This is a genomic window from Serratia sp. MF1(2023), assembly GCF_030954545.1.
GTDB classification, from domain to species: Bacteria; Pseudomonadota; Gammaproteobacteria; order Enterobacterales; family Enterobacteriaceae; genus Serratia; species Serratia sarumanii.
The window spans coordinates 1-18,369 of the sequence record NZ_JAVHUX010000019.1; the positions used below are offsets into that span (position 1 = coordinate 1).

Here is an 18,369-nt window from a genome sequence, read left to right on the forward strand (position 1 = left end):
TCCTGAGCGTGAACATGAAACGACTGCTTGCCGAGGTCAATACCGATGAGCGTAACGTTTTGCATGATGATCCCCTTCAGAAAGAAAAACACCCTGCCAGCGTACCGCTCACAGGGTGGGGGTGACCATCTCATTAACCGGGGAGAATCCCCGGTTTTTTCGTTTTGAGACGGCGTTAACGGTGAGCCAATTCGACTTCGTCTTCGCTGTCCATCACGGTTTTGTCGGTTTGCTTCATCAGCTGGCTGGTGATGGTGCCCGCCGCCATGGAGCCGTTGACGTTCAGCGCGGTACGGCCCATGTCGATCAGCGGTTCGACCGAGATCAGCAGCGCGACCAGCGTCACCGGCAGGCCCATCGCCGGCAGCACGATCAGCGCGGCGAAGGTGGCGCCGCCGCCCACGCCCGCCACACCGGCGGAGCTGATGGTGACGATGCCGACCAGGGTGGCGATCCACACCGGATCCAGCGGGTTGATGCCGACGGTCGGCGCAACCATCACCGCCAGCATTGCCGGGTAGAGGCCTGCACAGCCGTTCTGGCCGATGGTGGCGCCGAACGACGCCGAGAAGCTGGCGATGGATTCCGGCACGCCCAGGTGACGGGTCTGCGCTTCCACGTTCAATGGAATGCTGGCGGCGCTGGAGCGGCTGGTGAAGGCGAAGGTGATCACCGGCCACACCTTGCGGAAGAATTTCAGCGGATTAACGCCGGTGAAGGCCAGCAGGGCGGCGTGAACCACGAACATGATGGCCAGGCCGATGTACGAGGCCACCACGAAGCTGCCGAGCTTGACGATGTCGTGAATGTTGGAACCGGCAACCACTTTGGTCATCAGCGCCAGCACGCCGTACGGCGTCAGTTTCATGACCAGACGCACCAGCTTCATCACCCAGGCTTGCAGGGTGTCGATAGCCACCAGCACGCGCTCGCCTTTCGGCTTGTCGTCTTTCAGCAGCTGCAGCGACGCCACGCCGAGGAAGGTGGCGAAAATCACCACGCTGATGATCGACGTCGGGCTGGCGCCGGTCAGATCGGCGAACGGGTTTTTCGGGATGAACGACAGCACCATCTGCGGCACGGTCAGGTCGGCCAGTTTACCCACGTAGTTGGTCTGGATTGCCGTCAGGCGCGCGCTTTCCTGCGCGCCCTGCACCAGGCCTTCGGCGGTCAGGCCGAACAGGTTGGTGACCAGTACGCCCACCAGCGCCGAGATCAGCGTGGTGAACAGCAGCGTGCCGATAGTCAGGACGCTGATTTTGCCCAGAGAAGAGGCGTTATGCAGCTTGGCCACCGCGCTCAGGATCGAGGCGAACACCAGCGGCATGACGATCATTTGCAGCAGCTGCACATAGCCGTTGCCGACGATGTTGAACCAGCTGATGGATTCTTTCAGTACCGGGTTGTCGGAGCCGTACACCAGCTGCAAGCCCAGGCCGAACACCACGCCGACCACCAGGCCGACCAGCACTTTTTTCGCCAGGCTCCATTGCTTGTGGCGGGTTTGCGCCAGCAGCAACAGGAGCGCGACAAACACCAGCACGTTAATCACGAGCGGAAAATTCATCCCCAATGTCTCCAATCATCTTTCTTATAAAAACGACTACGCATCACGTATGTCGCGATGTAAATATCGTAACAGTTTGCCGAGTGGCCCACTTATATCCAAATGGAATTTGATATAGCTTTTTGTGTGTTTTTGTTCGTTTTATATACATGAAGGTGATTGGTTGAGCGGATTTTTGTGATCAGAGTCTAATATTTCTGATTTGCTCGACATAGGATTGCACCGGCAGGGTGAAATCACCTTGCCAGCAGATGGCAAACGCCACCAGGCATAGACACAGCACACGCTCGAGCTGGTTGCCTTTTTGCGAGTTGAGCAGCGGCAGGCGAAAACGCCAGCGGCACGGCCACAGCAGCGGCACGCCGGCGGGGGTGAGCATATCGGCCAGCAAATGGCTGAAGTAGCCGATGATCATGGCGTGCAGCGCGTCGGCCGGGATCGGCCAGCTGCGCGGCACGTCCAGCTGGAACAGCGCCATGCCGCCGGCGATCGCCAGCAGGCTGTGGGTGAAACCGCGGTGGCCGAATGCGCGGGCGATGGGAATGGCGAGCCAGCGCAGACGCTGGCCCAGCACCGACTTGGGGTGATCGATATCCGGCAGCAGCGAGGTCAGCAGCGCGGCGGGTATGATGTGCCACCAGTCGCCGGTAGCCAGCTCTGGCGTCACTTCCGCCTTCTTGGCGAAGATCGCGCAAGCGACAGAGAATATAAGGTGTCCTTCCGCGGTCATGCTGTTGCGATTCCGGCTGGTAAACTGTTAATTTATCCAGTATATGGGAAAATTCCCAGTAGTGGAAGCAGTTACCCTGTAACCAATTGTTTATTTTCCCCTGTTTTACAACGGGTTGTTACGGCAATGCGTAACAAATCATCGCTTTTGACGGGCGTGAACAAAAAGCGGGCAATGGGCGGTGCGGAACGGAGAGAAACAAGGGTGGTTTTCAGTACGCAGCGGCGGGAGGAAGCGGCGGCCTTGAACAGCGCTGCGTGGCAGTGACAACGCTCCGCGGGCCGTCGCTTTCCCTGCCGCCCAGCATAATAATAACAACATGCCAATTCAATAATAATGAAACACTGTTTCGTTTGTTTTGCGGCGCGGATCCCCTTTATGCGCAGAGCGGCAAAGCCAGGGCGCCGGTGGCCGGCGCCGCAGGTCAGGCAAAGTGGGCGGGGGTGAGCTGTTCCAGGGTCTCCAGCTGGTGGTCCGCCAGCGCCCAGCGCGGATCGTGGCGGTATTCGGCGGCCGGGATGACGATGGAACGCATGCGCGCGGCCTTGGTGGCGATCATGCCGTTAAAGGAGTCTTCCAGCGTGATGCAGCGCAGCGGATCGCTGCCCAGGCGCTCGGCGGCGATCAGGTAGACCTCCGGATGCGGTTTGCTGTACGGCAGGTATTCGGCGGAAACCAGCTGATCGAAGTAGCCCTCAAGATCGAACATCTTCAGCACCTGCCGTTGCATGTGCAGCGGCGAGGCGGAGGCGAGGCCGATGTTCAGCCCCTGCTCGCGGCACAGCTCCAGCGCCTGCCGGACGCCAGGCAGCAGCGGGCGCGTCTCGTGCACCAGCTCGATGGCGCGTTCGATAATCCGCGCCGACACCTCATCGAGCGATACGCCTTGCCACGGCATCGCCTGGTACCACATTTTCACCACCAGATCGATGCGCAGCCCCAGGGTGTCCGGCAGCTTGTGGCGATCGGACAGATCCAGACCCAGCGCGCCGAAGATATCCAGCTCGGCCTGCAGCCACAGCGGTTCCGAGTCGATCAACAAGCCGTCCATATCAAAAATTGCGGTTTCAATGCGTTGCGAATAAGCCATTAACGGTTAACTCCTGCCGGCGCGGGTGAATGTGCCCGATACTCTATCATCGCCGGTGGCGAGACTAAAATCTTTGCCTGCGCGTTTGGCTTTTGCCAAAGCGAAGGATATTCCACACCTCGCGTAATTTTAACCACCAGCGTTGGTGTTGGCGCTCGGTGACCTGTTGCAACATGCGGGCATAGTCCAGCACCAGTCCCGGCGTCCAGGTCATGCTTTCGCCACGGCTGCGCAGCACCGCCAGCATCCACAGATTGGGATCCAGCACCAATAACAGAAAACGGCGCCACAGATGTTTATCGCCCAGCACGCCCTCCAGCGCGCTGTCGAGTGCGCCGATGACCGTGGTGGAGCAGTTGCGCCGAGTCAGGTTGTAAGTCGCGTCCTGCCGATACCGCCGCCAGAATGCGCGCAGCGCCGCCGGGTTATAGCGATAGAACTGAATTTTCTTGTCCGGCGGGCACCAGGCGGCGATCTCGCCCGGCAGGTCGGGCAGGAAACGCCCGTCGACGTTGTTCTGTTCGCCGGCATGCAGCAACTGGCGGAAATCCTGAACGGAATGGCTGATGTCGTTGAGCGGGTAGTGACTGATATACACATCCGGCGCGAGCGCCAGGGCGGCATGACCGGTGGAGATATTGCCGCCGCCGTCGACCGCCGCGATGTATCGGTCGACGATGTAACGCCGGCGTGGATCTTTAGCCGCACCAATCGGTGTCCAGACATACACCGTGAGCGGCGTAGCCTCGTCCGCCGGGGGCGGTGGCTGCCGCGCGGGGTACTGATTCAGAGAGAAGCTTGCCAGCCTCCGGGCGATACGCAATAAAGCCCAGCCGGAAAGCACCATCATCACGCCGAGGCAAAAGGGCACCGTCATCCGGTGCGGCGCCGGCCAGCCGACAAAAATCATCAACGAAAGCAGGATCTCGCCGCCGCCCGCCAGCGCCACGGTTTTCCATCGACTGTGTTGAATCACCGTGGAGGAGGCGATGCGCACGGCGCCGTCAAGCAGCAGCGCGCTGCCAAACACCACGGTGGCGACGATGTTATCGTCTGCGGGCACGTCCAACATTAAAAAGGCCATAAACACGAAGCCCAGCCCCTTCAGCAGCACCGGTCTGCTGGCAGAAGAGCCGATCACCAGCGCGGCGGATATCGCCACCAGCCCCTCCAGCGCCAGGATGACCGCCAGCGCATCCAGCGCCAGCACGGATCGGCCATCCTGCAGTATGTCGAACAGCACCAGCGCCCCTGCGGCTATCCACAGCCAACCGAACAGCACCAGCAGGCGGCGCTGGCCGTGCAGCGCCTGCGCGCCCAGCAATAAGATAATCAGTCGAATCATGGCGGCCTCTGCCCGAATGGATAACTTTATCTCTTCAATGATAGTGCCCGGACGGCGTTAAGCAGTTGATTTCGGCGAATTCGGCTAAGCTTGTAGCACAGCGGGAATGAAGAAAACGGTGGGCGAGCTTTGCCAACTGCAGGTAGACTTAGCCGATTCGGTTACGTCGCTAACAAGGGGAACACATGACGTATCAACAGGCCGGGCGTATCGCCATTTTGAAACGCATTCTCGGATGGGTGGTTTTTATCCCGGCGTTGCTGTCTACGCTGATTTCCGTGCTGGGCTTTGTCTACCAGCACAGTGAAAAAACTAAGGGCATCAACGCGGTGATGCTGGATTTTGTCCACGTGATGGTGGACATGGTGCGTTTCAATACGCCGTTCCTGAACCTTTTCTGGTACAACTCCCCGGTGCCTGACGTGGATAAAAGCCTGTTCAGCGGCGCCAATCTGATGTTCATCATCATCTACATACTGATCTTCGTCGGGCTGGCGCTGCAGGCTTCCGGCGCGCGCATGTCGCGCCAGGTCAAGTTCATCCGCGAAGGGTTGGAAGACCAGATGATCCTGGAGCAGGCCAAGGGCAGCGAAGGGCACACGCGCCAGCAGCTGGAGGAGCGCATTACGCTGCCGCACCACACCATCTTCCTGCAATACTTCCCGCTGTACATCCTGCCGATTGTGATTGCGGTGATCGCCTGGTTCGTGATCCGCCTGTTGGGGCAGTTGGCCGGCGCGGCCTGAGGCATGAACGGGGCGCCGAGCGGCGCCCCGGAACGTTACGACGCCTCGGGCTGCAACAGCGCCTCCACCGCGCGTTGCGCAGCCACCAGATGCTGGCCGCCGAACAGGTTGCTGCGGTTGAGCAGGTAGTACAGCTGATACAGCGGCTGGCGCTCGATAAACCCGGCACCCAGCGGCCACACGCTCTGATAGCCGTCGTAGATCTGCGGCGGCAGCTCCGGATACAGCGGCAGCATCGCCAAATCGCACTCTCGGTCGCCCCAGTAACTGGCCGGGTCGAACAGAATCGGCCCGTTGGCGGTCATCGCGCAGTTGCCCGGCCACAGGTTGCCGTGCAGCAGGGAAGGTTGCGGCTGGTGGTGCTGCAAGCGCAGATACACCCGATCGACGATGTCGTCGATATCGCCGAAGGTCATGCCTTTCTCCGCCGCCAGCTGCAGCTGCCAGCCGATGCGCTGCTCGGCGAAGAATTCCGACCAGCGGCGCTGCCAGGCGTTGGGTTGCGGGGTGGTGGTCAGATCGCTGTCGAAGTCGAGACCGAACTGCGGTTGCTCGCTCCACTGGTGCAGATGCGCCAGCTGCTGGCCCAGGCAGTAGGCGCCGTGGGCGTCGAGGGGTTTCAACTGCTGATACTCCAGCAGCAGGAAGCTGTAGTCGCGATCGCTGCCGACGCCGTACACTTCCGGCACCCGCACGCTTTTGCTGCGTGCCAGCAACGCCAGCTGATCGGCCTCGGCGGTGAATATCGGCAGTTGTTCCCGGGCGTCGCATTTCACGAACACCTCGTTGTCACCGTAACTCACGCGCCACGCCGGGTGAATGTCGCCCCCGGGCAGTTCAATCCTTTCGCGTATCTCTGCGCTGCCAAGATGTTCACTTAACAGACGGCTAACGGCTTGCCACATGGTATCTCCCCCCTCTGTGCTGCCTGATAATTCATTAGGTTAGCGTCTTTCCCGTGGTGAAAACACGACGCGGCGCACAGCCGGCGTCAAAGGCGGCGATTTTTTCAGCGTCTCGCCAGCTCAAAGTATATACCCTATTGATTAATTTAAGCGCAATACCGGTTGCAACTTGATGACAACAACGCAATGAGCGGGGGCAGGCGATGCGGCGAGCAGAGGGCATCGCCGCATCGGAGGGGATTAACCGCCGGTGAGGGCGTTTTGGTTACGCTGTAACGGACGCAGCTTGCTGTACAACAAGGCGATAACGAACAGCACGGCCTGTACGATGACGATGCAGGGCCCGGTGGCGCCGTCGATGTGGAAGCTGATCAGGGTGCCAAGCACGCAGGAGAACACCGACACTACCGTCGCCACCACCAGCATGCGTTCGAAGCGGCGGCACAGCATAAAGGCGATGATGCCCGGGGCGATCAGCATGGCGATCACCAGGATCACCCCCACGGCCTGCAGCGAGGCGACGATGGTCATCGCCAGCAGGCACAGCAGCCCGTAGTGCAGCAGCTTGACCGGCAGGCCAATCACCCGCGCATGATGCGGATCGAAGCAGTACAGCATGAAGTCTTTGCGCTTGAGCAGCACCACCGCTAGGGTGATGCCGGCGATCAGCAGTGTTTGCTTCAGCTCGCCGTCGGTAATGCCCAGCATGTTGCCGAACAAAATGTGGCTCAGGTGCTGGTCGGTATCGATGCGTGAGAACAGCACCAGGCCGAAGGCGAACATGCCGGAGAAGACGATGCCCATCACCGTGTCTTCTTTCACCCGGCTGTTCTCTTTCAGGTAGCCGGTGGCTACCGCACAGAAGATGCCGGAAAGGAAGGCGCCGATCGCCAGCGGAATGCCGACCACGAACGCCACCACGATGCCGGGCAGCACCGCGTGCGAGATGGCGTCGCCCATCAGCGACCAGCCTTTGAGCACCAGATAACAGGAGAGCACGGCGCACACTACGCCGGTGACGATGGCGGCGACGATCGCCCGCTGCATGAACGGGTAGGCGAAGGGTTCGCTGAGCAGTTGATACAGGGTGTCCATCAGCGGCCTCCGGTTTGCGAATGCGCCACGCGGCGCCGAGACGCCAGCAGGCCGTGTTTCGGCGCGAAGAAGAACGCCGCCAGGAACACCAGCGTTTGCAGGGTGACGATCACGCCTCCGGTGGCGCCGTCGAGGAAGAAGCTCAGGTAGGCGCCGATGCCGCTGGTCAATGCGCCGATGATGATGGCGATGATCACCAGCCGGCTGAAGCGATCGGTCAACAGATAGGCGGTAGCGCCCGGCGTGATCACCATGGCGATCACCAAAATGGCGCCGACGGTTTGCAGCGCGGCGACGGTGCAGGCGCTGAGCAGGGTGAAGAACAGGATCTTCAGCCGCAGCGGCGACAGGCCGATCGACACCGCGTGGCTTTCGTCGAAGAACACCGCCAGCAGGTCTTTCCACACCAGGCACAGGATCAGCAGCGAAACGCCGATAATGATTTCCACCTGCAGCACGTCTTCATCGGCGATGCCGAGGATGTTGCCGAAGATGATCGACTGCACGTTGACCGAGGTGGGGTTGAGCGACACGATCAGCAGGCCGACGGCGAAGAAGGTGGAGAAGATAAAGCCGATGATGGCGTCTTCGCGCAGCCGGGTGATGTGGCGCACCAGCGTCATCGCCAGCGCCGCCAGCATGCCGGTGAAGAAGGCGCCGGCGGCGTAGGGCAGGCCGAGGGCGTAGGCGCCGGCCACGCCGGGCACCACCGAGTGCGACAGCGCGTCGCCCATCAGCGACCACCCTTTCAACATCAGGTAGGCGGAGAGGAACGCGCAGGCGGCGCCGACGATGGCGCTGACCCAGATGGCCTTCACCATGTAGTTATAACTGAAAGGTTGCAGCAGAAGGTCCAGCATCAGGATTGTTTCTCCCTGGCCTGGCTGTTGGCCGGCGGATCGCTCTTGGTGTGGCCGTAGAACACCGCCGGGCGCTCATCGTCGGTCAACACCGTAACGGTGCGCGGATCGTTGTCGTCGTGCAGATCCGGGCCGGAGAGGTTGATATGGCGCAGCACGCCGCCGAACGCCTGCTCCAGATTGCTCTGGGTGAAGGTGGTTTCGGTCGGGCCGGCGGCCAGCACCGTGCGGTTGATGAGGATCACCCGATCGCAAAACTCCGGCACGCTGCCGAGGTTGTGGGTGGAGACCAGTATCAGGTGCCCCTCGTCGCGCAATGCGCGCAGCAGATCGATAATGGCATTCTCGGTTTTCACATCCACGCCGGTGAACGGTTCATCCAGCAGCAGCACGGTGCCCTGTTGCGCCAGTGCGCGCGCCAGAAACACGCGCTTCTTCTGGCCGCCCGACAGCTCGCCGATCTGCCGGCCGCGCAGCTCGCTCAGGCCGACGCGCTCCAGCGCCTTGTCGACCCGCAGCCGATCCTCGCGCGACGGAATACGCAGGAAGTTCATCTTGCCGTAGCGGCCCATCATCACCACGTCTTCCACCAGCACCGGGAAGTTCCAGTCGACGTCTTCGGTCTGCGGCACGTAGGCGATCAGATTCTTTTTCAGCGCCTCCGCCACCGGTTTGTCGCTCAGCGACACCCGGCCGGCGGTGGGCCTGACCAGGCCCATGATGCTTTTGAACAACGTCGACTTGCCGCTGCCGTTGACACCGACCAGCGCGCAGATCGAACCGCCGCTCAGGGTAAAGCTGGCGTTGTGAATGGCGGTGTGTCCGTTGTTGTAGGTCACTGTGACGTCGTCCACGTTCAACTCAGGGCGGACAAACGGTTCATGGGTCATTGATCGAATCCTTTGGCGATGGTTTGCACGGTGGTGTTAAGCAGGTCGATGTAGGTCGGCACCGGACCGTCGCGGGTGGACAGCGAGTCTACGTACAGCACGCCGCCGTATTTGGCGCCGGTTTCTTTCGCCACCTGTTTGGCCGGCTTGTCCGAAATGGTGCTCTCGCTGAACACTACCGGAATATGGTGGGCGCGCACTGCGTCGATCACCCGGCGCACCTGCTGCGGCGAGCCTTGCTCATCGGCGTTGATCGGCCACAGATAGACTTCTTTCAGCTGATAGTCCTGCGCCAGGTAGCTGAAGGCGCCTTCGCTGGTCACCAGCCAGCGCTGTGCGGCCGGAATGCGCGCCAGGCGTTCGCGCAGCGGGGCGTCCAGCGCGCCGATTTTCTCTGCGTAGGCTTTGGCATTGCGGTTATAGGTTGTCGCGTTGTCCGGATCGTGCTCCACCAGCGCTTTGCGGATGTTCTCGATGTATACCAGCGCGTTGCTCGGCGACATCCAGGCGTGCGGATTAGGGTTGCCGTTATACGGCCCTTCGCGGATCGGCAGCGGGGTAATGCCTTCGGTGACTACCGCCGCAGGCACCTGCTTGATGTTTTCGAAGAAACGCTGGAACCAGCGTTCCAGGTTCATGCCGTTCCACAGGATCAGGTCGGCGTGCTGCGCTTTGACGATATCGCGCGGGGTCGGTTGATAGTCGTGGATCTCGGCGCCCGGCTTGGTGATGGACTCTACCACGGCGGCATCACCCGCCACGTTCTGGGCGATGTCCTGAATGATGGTAAAGGTCGTCACCACGCGCAGCTTTTTTTCCGCCAGCGCGTTTTGGCTGACCAAGGCGGCGCCGAGCAGCAGGCAGGCGAGCGTGAAAGGGCGTAACAGTGTGGCAGCGCGGAAAGGGCGACTGCGACGAAAAGCGCAACTTATCAATGGCATGATGACGTCTCCTGGTTCAAATGAAAATGATTATCAATATCAATTGAAGCGAAGTCAAGCGTCACTTGCCCACCGCCGGCGGGGTACATCTCCAACTGAAAAAATAATACCCTCCGGGAAGTTATAGCATTTTATGTATCAGTATGTAACCGCTGAAGGTAGTCCTTACAGGCGCATATCGCCACCTCCGGCTGTTTTCCCAATGCCAACTGGCCGAACCCCTGCGCCAGGCGCTGTACATCCTCTTGATCCAGCACGGTTATGAACGCAAAACTGTTGCTGCCGAGCTCATGGTGCACGCCATTTTCGTCTGTCACCGACGTGACAAAACCTTCGCGCGTCAATTGCCCGGTCAGCTTCGCCAGGTCGGTTAATCCCTCTTCCTGATAGCGAAAAGTCACCACAAAGCAGTTTGTTGCAGATTGACTCATAAATCACCTCTTGGTATATGGATAGCTTGAGATTAGCCCAAAAAATTACTGCAGGTGTCCTTACAAGTTGTATATGCTACGCAACTCATTGAAAGGAGTGAGGGATTCTGTGAAAACAAAAATAGGTTGCCTTACGGCAATTTTGCTTTTGTCGGGGTGCGCCAAAGATCCGCAAACGGCAAGCAATATTTCAGGCAGTGGCACAACGCGCGGCGGTTGGTTAAAACCCCCTCCGCAGGCACCGGTAAACCGCACAGGCACGCCGGTTGCCTATAACGATTACATTCGTCAGGCCGCCAGCAACTACGGCGTTGACGAAACGCTGATTAAAGCGATTATTCAGGTGGAGTCCGGGTTTAACCCGAACGTGGTCAGCACCTCGAACGCAGTGGGATTGATGCAGCTTAAGGCTTCTACCGCCGGCCGTGACGCCTATCGCATGAAAGGAAGAAGCGGGCAACCCAGCTCGCGTGAGCTGAAGGATCCGGCGGTCAATATTGATCTGGGAACGGCCTATATCAATATTCTTCAAAGCCAGCAGCTAGCCGGGATCAACAACCCACAGACTTTGCGTTATGCCACCATCGTTTCGTACGTGAACGGGGCGGGCGCCATGTTGCGCACCTTCTCATCGGACAAGCGCGTGGCGGTCAATCGCATCAATCAGATGAGCCCGGATGAGTTTTATCAGCACATCCAGAAAAAGCATCCGGCGCCACAGGCACCGCGCTATTTGTGGAAGGTGACCACCGCCTATCAGGCGATGTCGCAGTAACCCTCTCTTTTGTCGAATCGGCCGCTGAACGCGGCCGATTTTGTTTCCAGCACCGTTCCAGCGCGCGAGCTGCTTCTCATTTTTCGTTATTTCCTCACCGCTTATCGGAAAAACCGCACGAAAAGTTAAATTTACGTTAGCAGATAAATCTTTACGTTCATTCAATAAGTTACCGGTAACATTTTTGCGCTTGGATGCATTCTGACCTTCAATAAATATACAAATAAGTAACAAATTATTTTAAAAACCCGTATCGATCGCAAGGTTGCGGTTAAATAGTTGTGACTATCTTTGGATGGAATGTGACATGTCGAATCATAAAACCAACAATTCGCGGCGCGATTTCTTGTTGAAATCGATGACCTTAATTCCTGCGGCGGTAATTGGTGGCAGCGGCGTTGGCGCGCTGACGGCACCGACACCGGCGGTCGCGGCCTCGAACACCTCAACGCAGAACGATTACCAACCGACCTTTTTCACCCCGGAAGAGTGGGCCTTCATCAAGGCCGCCGTGGCGCGCCTGATCCCGGCCGACGAGCGCGGCCCCGGCGCACTGGAAGCCGGCGTGCCGGAGTTTATCGATCGCCAGATGAATACCCCGTACGCCACCGGCGCCATCTGGTACATGCAGGGGCCGTTCAACCCCGATGTGCCGAAGGAGATGGGCTATCAGCTGCCGCTGGTGCCCAAGCAAATCTACAACCTCGGCATCAGTGACGCCGACGCCTACAGCAAGAAAACCGCCGGCAAGCCCTTCGCCGAACTGGATGGCGCGCAGCAAGACGCCATGCTGCAAAAGTTCGAGTCCGGCGAGGCGGAGTTCCCGCAGCTGCCGTCGAAACTGTTCTTCTCCTATCTGCTGCAAAACACCCGCGAAGGTTTCTTCAGCGATCCCATCCATGGCGGCAACAAAGACATGGTGGGCTGGAAGCTGATTAATTTTCCGGGCGCGCGCGCCGATTTTATGGACTGGGTTGAGCGAGGGGAGCGTTATCCCTTCCCGCCGGTCTCGATTCGTGGGGAGAGGGGCTAAGCATGGCAACGGTAATGAAAAAAGTAGACGCGGTGATCGTCGGCTTCGGCTGGGTGGGCGCGATCATGGCCAAAGAGCTGACCGAGGCCGGCCTCAACGTGGTGGCGCTGGAGCGCGGCCCGATGCGCGATACCTATCCGGACGGGTCTTATCCGCAGGTGATCGACGAGCTGACCTATAACATCCGCCGCAAACTGTTCCAGGATCTGTCGAAAAGCACCGTCACCATTCGCCATAACAGCAGCCAGACCGCGGTGCCTTACCGCCAGCTGGCGGCGTTCCTGCCGGGCACCGGCGTCGGCGGCGCCGGTTTGCACTGGTCGGGCGTGCATTTCCGCGTCGATCCGATCGAACTGCGCATGCGCAGCCACTATGAAGAGCGCTACGGCAAAAACTTCATTCCGAAGGACATGACCATCCAGGACTTCGGCGTGACCTACGACGAGCTGGAACCGTTCTTCGACAAGGCGGAGAAAGTGTTCGGCACCTCCGGCACCGCCTGGACCATCAAAGGGCAGAAAGTGGCGCAGAAGGGCGGCAACCGCTTTGCGCCGGATCGCTCCGACGATTTCCCGCTGCCGGCGCAGAAAAATACCTACTCCGCCCAACTGTTCGAGAAGGCGGCGCTGGAGGTGGGTTACCACCCTTACAACCTGCCGTCCGCCAACACCTCGGATTCTTACACCAACCCGTACGGCGCGCAGATGGGCCCGTGCAACTTCTGCGGTTTCTGCAGCGGCTACGCCTGCTACATGTATTCCAAGGCCTCGCCGAACGTCAACATCTTACCGGCGCTGCGCATGGAGAAACGCTTCGAGCTGCGCACCAACGCCAACGTGCTGAAGGTCAACCTGACCGACGACAAGTCCCGCGCCACCGGCGTGAACTACGTCGATGCGCAGGGGCGCGAGATTGAACAGCCGGCCGATCTGGTGATCCTGGGCGCGTTCCAGTTCCACAACGTGCACCTGATGCTGCTGTCCGGCATCGGCAAGCCTTACGATCCGGTGACCGGCGAGGGTGTGGTCGGGCGTAACTTCGCCTACCAGAACATGACCACCATCAAGGCGTTCTTCGATAAAGACGTGTTCACCAACCCGTTTATCGGCGCCGGCGGCAACGGCGTGGGCGTGGACGACTTCAACGCCGACAACTTCGACCACGCCAAAGAAGGCTTCGTCGGCGGTTCGCCGTTCTGGGTCAACCAGGCGGGCACCAAGCCGATCTCCGGTCTGCCGACGCCTCCGGGCACCCCGGCCTGGGGCAGCAAATGGAAAGCGGCGGTGGCGGATGCTTACACTCACCACGTTTCGATGGACGCCCACGGCGCGCACCAGTCGTACCGCAACAACTATCTGGATCTCGATCCCAACTACAAGAACGTCTTTGGCCAGCCGCTGCTGCGCATGACGTTCGACTGGCAGGAGAACGACATCAAGATGGCGCAGTTCATGTACGACAAGATGGCGCCGATCGCCAAGGCGATGAACCCGAAACTGATCGCCGGCAGCCCGAAAAACGCCAACAGCCACTTCGACACCACCAGCTACCAGACCACCCACATGAACGGTGGCGCGGTGATGGGGGAAGATCCGAAGACCAGCGCGGTCAACCGCTATCTGCAGAGCTGGGACGTGCACAACGTGTTCTCGATCGGCGCATCGGCCTTCCCGCAGGGGCTGGGCTACAACCCGACCGGCACCGTGGCGGCGCTGGCTTACTGGTCTGCCCGCGCCATTCGCGAGCAGTATCTGAAAAACCCAGGCCCATTGGTGCAGGCATAAGGACGGCGAACGATGAAAGCATTTGTACCGGCACTGGTTCTCAGTGCAGTGAGTTTTTCCGTTTGGGCGCAGGACGCCACCGTCAGCAGCGAGCTGATCAAGCGCGGTGAATACCTGGCGCGCGCCGGCGACTGCGTGGCCTGCCACACCGACGGCAAGAGCGGCAAAACCTTCGCCGGCGGCCTGGCGATGGAGACGCCGATTGGCACCATCTACTCCACCAACATCACGCCGGACAAAAAAACCGGCATCGGCGATTACAGCTTCGAGGATTTCGACAACGCGGTGCGTAAGGGCGTAGCCAAAAACGGCAGCACCCTGTATCCGGCGATGCCGTACCCGTCGTTCGCGCTGGTGAAAGAAGACGACATGCGCGCCATGTATGCCTATTTCATGCACGGCGTGCAGCCGGTGGAGCAGGCCAACAAGGATTCCGACATCCCGTGGCCGCTGTCGATGCGCTGGCCGCTGAGCATCTGGCGCGGCATGTTCGCGCCGTCGCCGGCGGACTTCGTCGCCGACGCCAAGGCCGATCCGATCATCGAGCGCGGCCGCTACCTGGTGGAAGGTCTGGGCCACTGCGGCGCCTGCCATACCCCGCGCAGCATCACCATGCAGGAAAAAGCGCTGAGCAACAGCGAAAGCGACGATTACCTGTCCGGCAGCAACGCGCCGATCGACGGCTGGGTGGCTTCCAGCCTGCGCGGTGATAACAAGGACGGCCTGGGCAACTGGAGCGAAGCCGAGCTGACCGAGTTCCTGAAAACCGGCCGTAACGACAAGGCGATCGTATTCGGCGGCATGAGCGACGTGGTGGAGCACAGCCTGCAATACCTGAGCGATGACGATCTGACCGCTATCGCACGCTACCTGAAATCGCTGCCGCCGAAAGACGGCAAGCAGCAGGCGGCGCCGGTCGAAGACAGCGTGGCCAAGGATCTGTGGCGCGGCGACGACAGCAAGCCCGGCGCGGCGCTGTATGTCGATAACTGCGCGGCCTGCCACCGCACCGACGGGGTGGGCTACAAGCGCGCCTTCCCATCGCTGAAGGGCAATCCGGTGGTGCAGACCGAGGACGCGACCTCGCTGATCCACATCGTGCTGACCGGCAACACCACGCCGGCGGTGCAGGGGGCGGTGTCCAACATCACCATGCCGCCGTTCGGCTGGCGTCTGAACGATCAGCAGGTGGCGGACGTGGTGAACTTCATCCGCACCAGCTGGGGCAACAGCGCCAAACCGGTGAGCGCCTCCGACGTGGCCGACGTGCGTAAAGACCGCTCGATGATCCGCGATGAGAAGGAGATGGGCAGCGCCGAGGTGCCGGACCATCCGGACGCGAAGAAGTAAACCGTTTAAGGGCTCCGCAAGGGGCCCTTAGTTTTTACTGGGTGCGCCGGTTTTTTCAGCATTTCCTGTTCGCAAATCGTTCGTTCGGCCGATAAAACATAGACCCGCAACGGATTTTTCATTATCCTTTGCCGTCCTTTCATCAGGCGAAAGTATGAAATATCGCTTTAATTCACTGATTATTATTAAAAAATTCGCGGAGAAGGATATCCCGTTAGGCGCAATCGTTGGCGCCGCAGATTAAGGTAGACTGTCTCATGAGTACGATTTCTCCCGATTCAGGCACGCTGACGGCCGCTCAGCCCGCCAAATGGAACAAAACCGACACCGTCTGGATGTTCGGTCTCTATGCCACCGCGGTGGGCGCCGGCACGCTGTTCTTGCCGATCAACGCCGGCCTGAACGGCCCGCTGGTGCTGCTGTTGATGGCGCTGTTCGCTTTCCCGCTGACCTATCTGCCGCACCGCGCGCTCAGCCGCTTCGTGCTTTCCGGCTCCAGCCGCGACGGCAATATTCACGATGTGGTGGTCGAACACTTCGGCGTACTGGCCGGCAAAATCATCATGATGCTGTATCTGATGGCGTTTTTCCCGATCGTGCTGGTGTACAGCATTTCGATCACCAATGCGCTGGACAGCTTCCTGATCCACCAGTTCCACGTGGCGCCGCTGCCGCGCATCTGGCTGAGCCTGGCGGTGGTGGTGGTGCTCAATCTGGTGCTGCTGCGCGGCAAAGACAGCATCGTGGCGGCGATGGGCATGCTGGTGTTCCCGCTGTTGGTGTTCCTGATGGGCATTTCGCTGTACCTGATGCCGAGCTGGAATACCGCCAATTTCGTTCACGGCCTGGCCGCCACCCGCTTCGACACGCCGGGGCTGTGGCATTCGCTGTGGCTGGCGGTGCCGGTGATGGTGTTTTCCTTCAGCCATGCGCCGATCATCTCTTCCTTCGCCTCGACCCAGAAGAGCCTGTATGGCGATAAGGCGGAACGCCGCTGCGCGCGCATCATGCGCTACAGCTATGTGCTGATCTGCGTCACCGTGCTGTTCTTCGTGTTCAGCTGCGTGCTGAGTTTGTCCCATGAAGACATGCAGCAGGCGAAAGATCAGAACATCACGGTGCTGACCACCCTGGCCAACAAGTTTTCCAACCCGCTGATCGCCTATCTCGGCCCGGTGATGGCGATGCTGGCAATGGCGAAATCCTATCTCGGCACCTCGCTGGGGGTCACGGAGGGGGCGACCAGCCTGATCGACGGCGTCACGCGCGCGGTCGGCAAACCGCTCAGCTCGCGCATGACGCACCGCATCTCGGCGGTTTCGCTGTTCCTGCTCACCTGGGCGGCGACGGTGTGGAACCCCAGCGCGCTGCACATCATCGAAACCATCAGCGGCCCGCTGATTGCGGCTATCCTGTTTATCCTGCCGATGTACGCGGTGCGCGCGGTGCCGGCGATGCGCAAATACCGCGCGGCGAGCAACGTCTTCGTGCTGGTGATGGGCCTGATCGCGCTGTCGGCGTTGATTTACGGCCTGGTGTGATCCCCTGGGCGCGCCGTCTTCGGCGCGCCTCTCAATCCTGCGTTACACATCCCTTTGCAATTAATCGTCGGGTTGCCGGGCGTTATCTTTGATAATGCAAGCCATTCTCATTAGTATTTCCTGATTGCGTTCATGACTAAGGAGTCTTTCGTGCACCGTCGAATCACTTTGCCGGCGCTGATTTGCGCCGCCTTACTCGCCTCTCCGGCGATGGCCACCACCTATCCGCTGACCCTGACCGACACCTCCGGCCAGACGCTCACCCTCCAGCAAGAACCGAAACGTATCGTGGTGCAGGACGGGCGCGACATTCTCACGCTGGCGCTGCTCGATCGCGCCAACCCGTTCGGCCGGCTGGTGGCCTGGAATAACCTGCTGAAGAAAAGCGACGCGGCGACCTGGGATATCTTGCAGAGCAAATGGCCGGCGGCGAAAAACATCATCGATATGGGATTCAGCGACAAAGGTGAAGTGAATCTGGAGAGCGTGATCGCCAAGCGGCCCGATCTGATGATCGCCCAGCTGCGTTCCAAACCTTCGCTGAGCCAAACCGGCGTGCTGGATAAGCTCAAGGCGCTGAACGTGCCGGTGCTGTTTATCGACACCATGCTCAAGCCGGTGGAAAACACGCCGAAAAGCGTGACGCTGCTGGGGGAAACCCTCAACCGGGAAAGTGAAGCCAAGCAATATACCGATTATTATCAGCAGCATTATCAGGCCATTCTGGCCAAGACGCAGGCGGTGGAACCCAAGCCGCTGGTGTTCTTTGAAGCCAAGGCCGGCTTGAACGGGCTGGAGTCCTGCTGCTTCACCCATGCGCACGTCGGCTGGGGCGCGTTGGTGGAAGCGGTCGGCGCGCGCAACATCGGCTCTGCGCTGTTGCCGGGCGCGACCGGCGACGTGGCGCTGGAAAAGGTGATCGCCATGAAACCGGATGCCTACATCGTTTCCGGCTCGCAGTGGGCCAGCAAGACCAACGCCGCGGTGCCGTTCGGCTATGGCGTCACGCAACAGCAGGTGGATGAGGCTTTCAATCGCATGAAACAGCGCCCGGGCTTCGCGCAGGTGTCGGCGGTGAAAGAAGGGCGGTTCTACGGCATCTACCATAACTTCTACAACCATCCGTACAACATTGTCGGGTTGGAGTATCTGGCGAAGTTTATCTATCCGGCGCAGTTCCCGGATCTGGATCCGGCCAAGACCTACAGCGAGATCCTCAGCCGCTTTACCGAAGTGCCGGAAGGCAAAGGCATTTTGGGCGCGCAGGCGCCGAAGGGGAAATAACG

At 60.0% G+C, this 18,369-nt stretch carries 17 protein-coding genes; 7 read left to right on the plus strand and 10 right to left on the minus strand.

From position 1 onward, the window contains the following. Positions 1-175 precede the first annotated feature (175 nt). The 4 genes from REA38_RS10855 to REA38_RS10870 form a co-directional block, all read right to left on the minus strand. On the minus strand, positions 176-1,567 hold the full coding sequence (locus tag REA38_RS10855) for an L-cystine transporter (RefSeq protein ID WP_308885855.1): 1,392 nt from the start codon (positions 1,565-1,567) through the stop codon (positions 176-178). Between the two features lie 181 nt (positions 1,568-1,748). Next, positions 1,749-2,297, minus strand: coding sequence for a metal-dependent hydrolase (locus REA38_RS10860; protein ID WP_049212644.1), 549 nt, complete (start codon positions 2,295-2,297; stop codon positions 1,749-1,751). Between the two features lie 424 nt (positions 2,298-2,721). Then, on the minus strand, positions 2,722-3,387 hold the full coding sequence (hxpB, locus tag REA38_RS10865; protein ID WP_033638306.1) for a hexitol phosphatase HxpB: 666 nt from the start codon (positions 3,385-3,387) through the stop codon (positions 2,722-2,724). A gap of 64 nt (positions 3,388-3,451) precedes the next feature. Then, positions 3,452-4,732 carry a protease gene (locus REA38_RS10870; RefSeq protein WP_308885856.1) on the minus strand — a complete coding sequence of 427 codons (1,281 nt, stop codon included), beginning with the start codon at positions 4,730-4,732 and terminating at the stop codon, positions 3,452-3,454. Between the two features lie 185 nt (positions 4,733-4,917). Here REA38_RS10870 and REA38_RS10875 point away from each other — a divergent pair, with 185 nt between their 5' ends. Continuing rightward, positions 4,918-5,478, plus strand: a complete 561-nt coding sequence (locus REA38_RS10875) for a YniB family protein (protein ID WP_033638308.1) — start codon at positions 4,918-4,920, stop codon at positions 5,476-5,478. Positions 5,479-5,513: 35 nt separating this feature from the next. Here REA38_RS10875 and REA38_RS10880 read toward each other — a convergent pair whose 3' ends face one another. From REA38_RS10880 to ghoS, 6 genes are all read right to left on the minus strand, one after another. Further along, complete coding sequence (locus REA38_RS10880; protein WP_033642864.1) at positions 5,514-6,383, minus strand: fructosamine kinase family protein; 870 nt, start codon at positions 6,381-6,383, stop codon at positions 5,514-5,516. A 240-nt stretch (positions 6,384-6,623) separates the two neighbouring features. Then, positions 6,624-7,478: a metal ABC transporter permease gene (locus tag REA38_RS10885; protein ID WP_033646322.1), complete on the minus strand. Its 855-nt coding sequence runs from the start codon at positions 7,476-7,478 to the stop codon at positions 6,624-6,626. Continuing rightward, positions 7,478-8,338 carry an iron/manganese ABC transporter permease subunit YfeC gene (yfeC, locus tag REA38_RS10890; protein WP_033638311.1) on the minus strand — a complete coding sequence of 287 codons (861 nt, stop codon included), beginning with the start codon at positions 8,336-8,338 and terminating at the stop codon, positions 7,478-7,480. Before yfeC ends, REA38_RS10885 begins: the two co-directional genes overlap by 1 nt. Further along, the gene (locus REA38_RS10895; RefSeq protein ID WP_033638312.1) at positions 8,338-9,228 is read right to left on the minus strand and encodes a manganese/iron ABC transporter ATP-binding protein; all 891 of its coding nucleotides are present in this window, start codon (positions 9,226-9,228) and stop codon (positions 8,338-8,340) included. The genes yfeC and REA38_RS10895 overlap by 1 nt, the downstream gene beginning before the upstream one ends. Further along, entirely contained in the window at positions 9,225-10,169 is a 945-nt protein-coding gene (locus REA38_RS10900; protein ID WP_308885857.1) for a metal ABC transporter substrate-binding protein, read from the minus strand. The genes REA38_RS10895 and REA38_RS10900 overlap by 4 nt, the downstream gene beginning before the upstream one ends. A gap of 131 nt (positions 10,170-10,300) precedes the next feature. Then, positions 10,301-10,600 carry a type V toxin-antitoxin system endoribonuclease antitoxin GhoS gene (gene ghoS / locus REA38_RS10905; protein ID WP_033646321.1) on the minus strand — a complete coding sequence of 100 codons (300 nt, stop codon included), beginning with the start codon at positions 10,598-10,600 and terminating at the stop codon, positions 10,301-10,303. A 109-nt stretch (positions 10,601-10,709) separates the two neighbouring features. Here ghoS and REA38_RS10910 point away from each other — a divergent pair, with 109 nt between their 5' ends. From REA38_RS10910 to REA38_RS10935, 6 genes are all read left to right on the plus strand, one after another. Next, positions 10,710-11,375, plus strand: a complete 666-nt coding sequence (locus REA38_RS10910; protein WP_004931439.1) for a transglycosylase SLT domain-containing protein — start codon at positions 10,710-10,712, stop codon at positions 11,373-11,375. Between the two features lie 307 nt (positions 11,376-11,682). Then, positions 11,683-12,408 carry a gluconate 2-dehydrogenase subunit 3 family protein gene (locus tag REA38_RS10915; RefSeq protein ID WP_033638317.1) on the plus strand — a complete coding sequence of 242 codons (726 nt, stop codon included), beginning with the start codon at positions 11,683-11,685 and terminating at the stop codon, positions 12,406-12,408. 2 nt (positions 12,409-12,410) lie between these two features. Next, positions 12,411-14,192: a GMC family oxidoreductase gene (locus REA38_RS10920; protein ID WP_004931432.1), complete on the plus strand. Its 1,782-nt coding sequence runs from the start codon at positions 12,411-12,413 to the stop codon at positions 14,190-14,192. A 12-nt stretch (positions 14,193-14,204) separates the two neighbouring features. After that, positions 14,205-15,542, plus strand: coding sequence for a cytochrome c (locus tag REA38_RS10925; RefSeq protein ID WP_308885858.1), 1,338 nt, complete (start codon positions 14,205-14,207; stop codon positions 15,540-15,542). 257 nt (positions 15,543-15,799) lie between these two features. Beyond that, complete coding sequence (locus tag REA38_RS10930; protein WP_033638320.1) at positions 15,800-17,083, plus strand: serine/threonine protein kinase; 1,284 nt, start codon at positions 15,800-15,802, stop codon at positions 17,081-17,083. A gap of 150 nt (positions 17,084-17,233) precedes the next feature. Continuing rightward, entirely contained in the window at positions 17,234-18,367 is a 1,134-nt protein-coding gene (locus tag REA38_RS10935) for an ABC transporter substrate-binding protein (protein WP_049196140.1), read from the plus strand. The last annotated feature ends 2 nt before the right edge of the window (positions 18,368-18,369 follow it).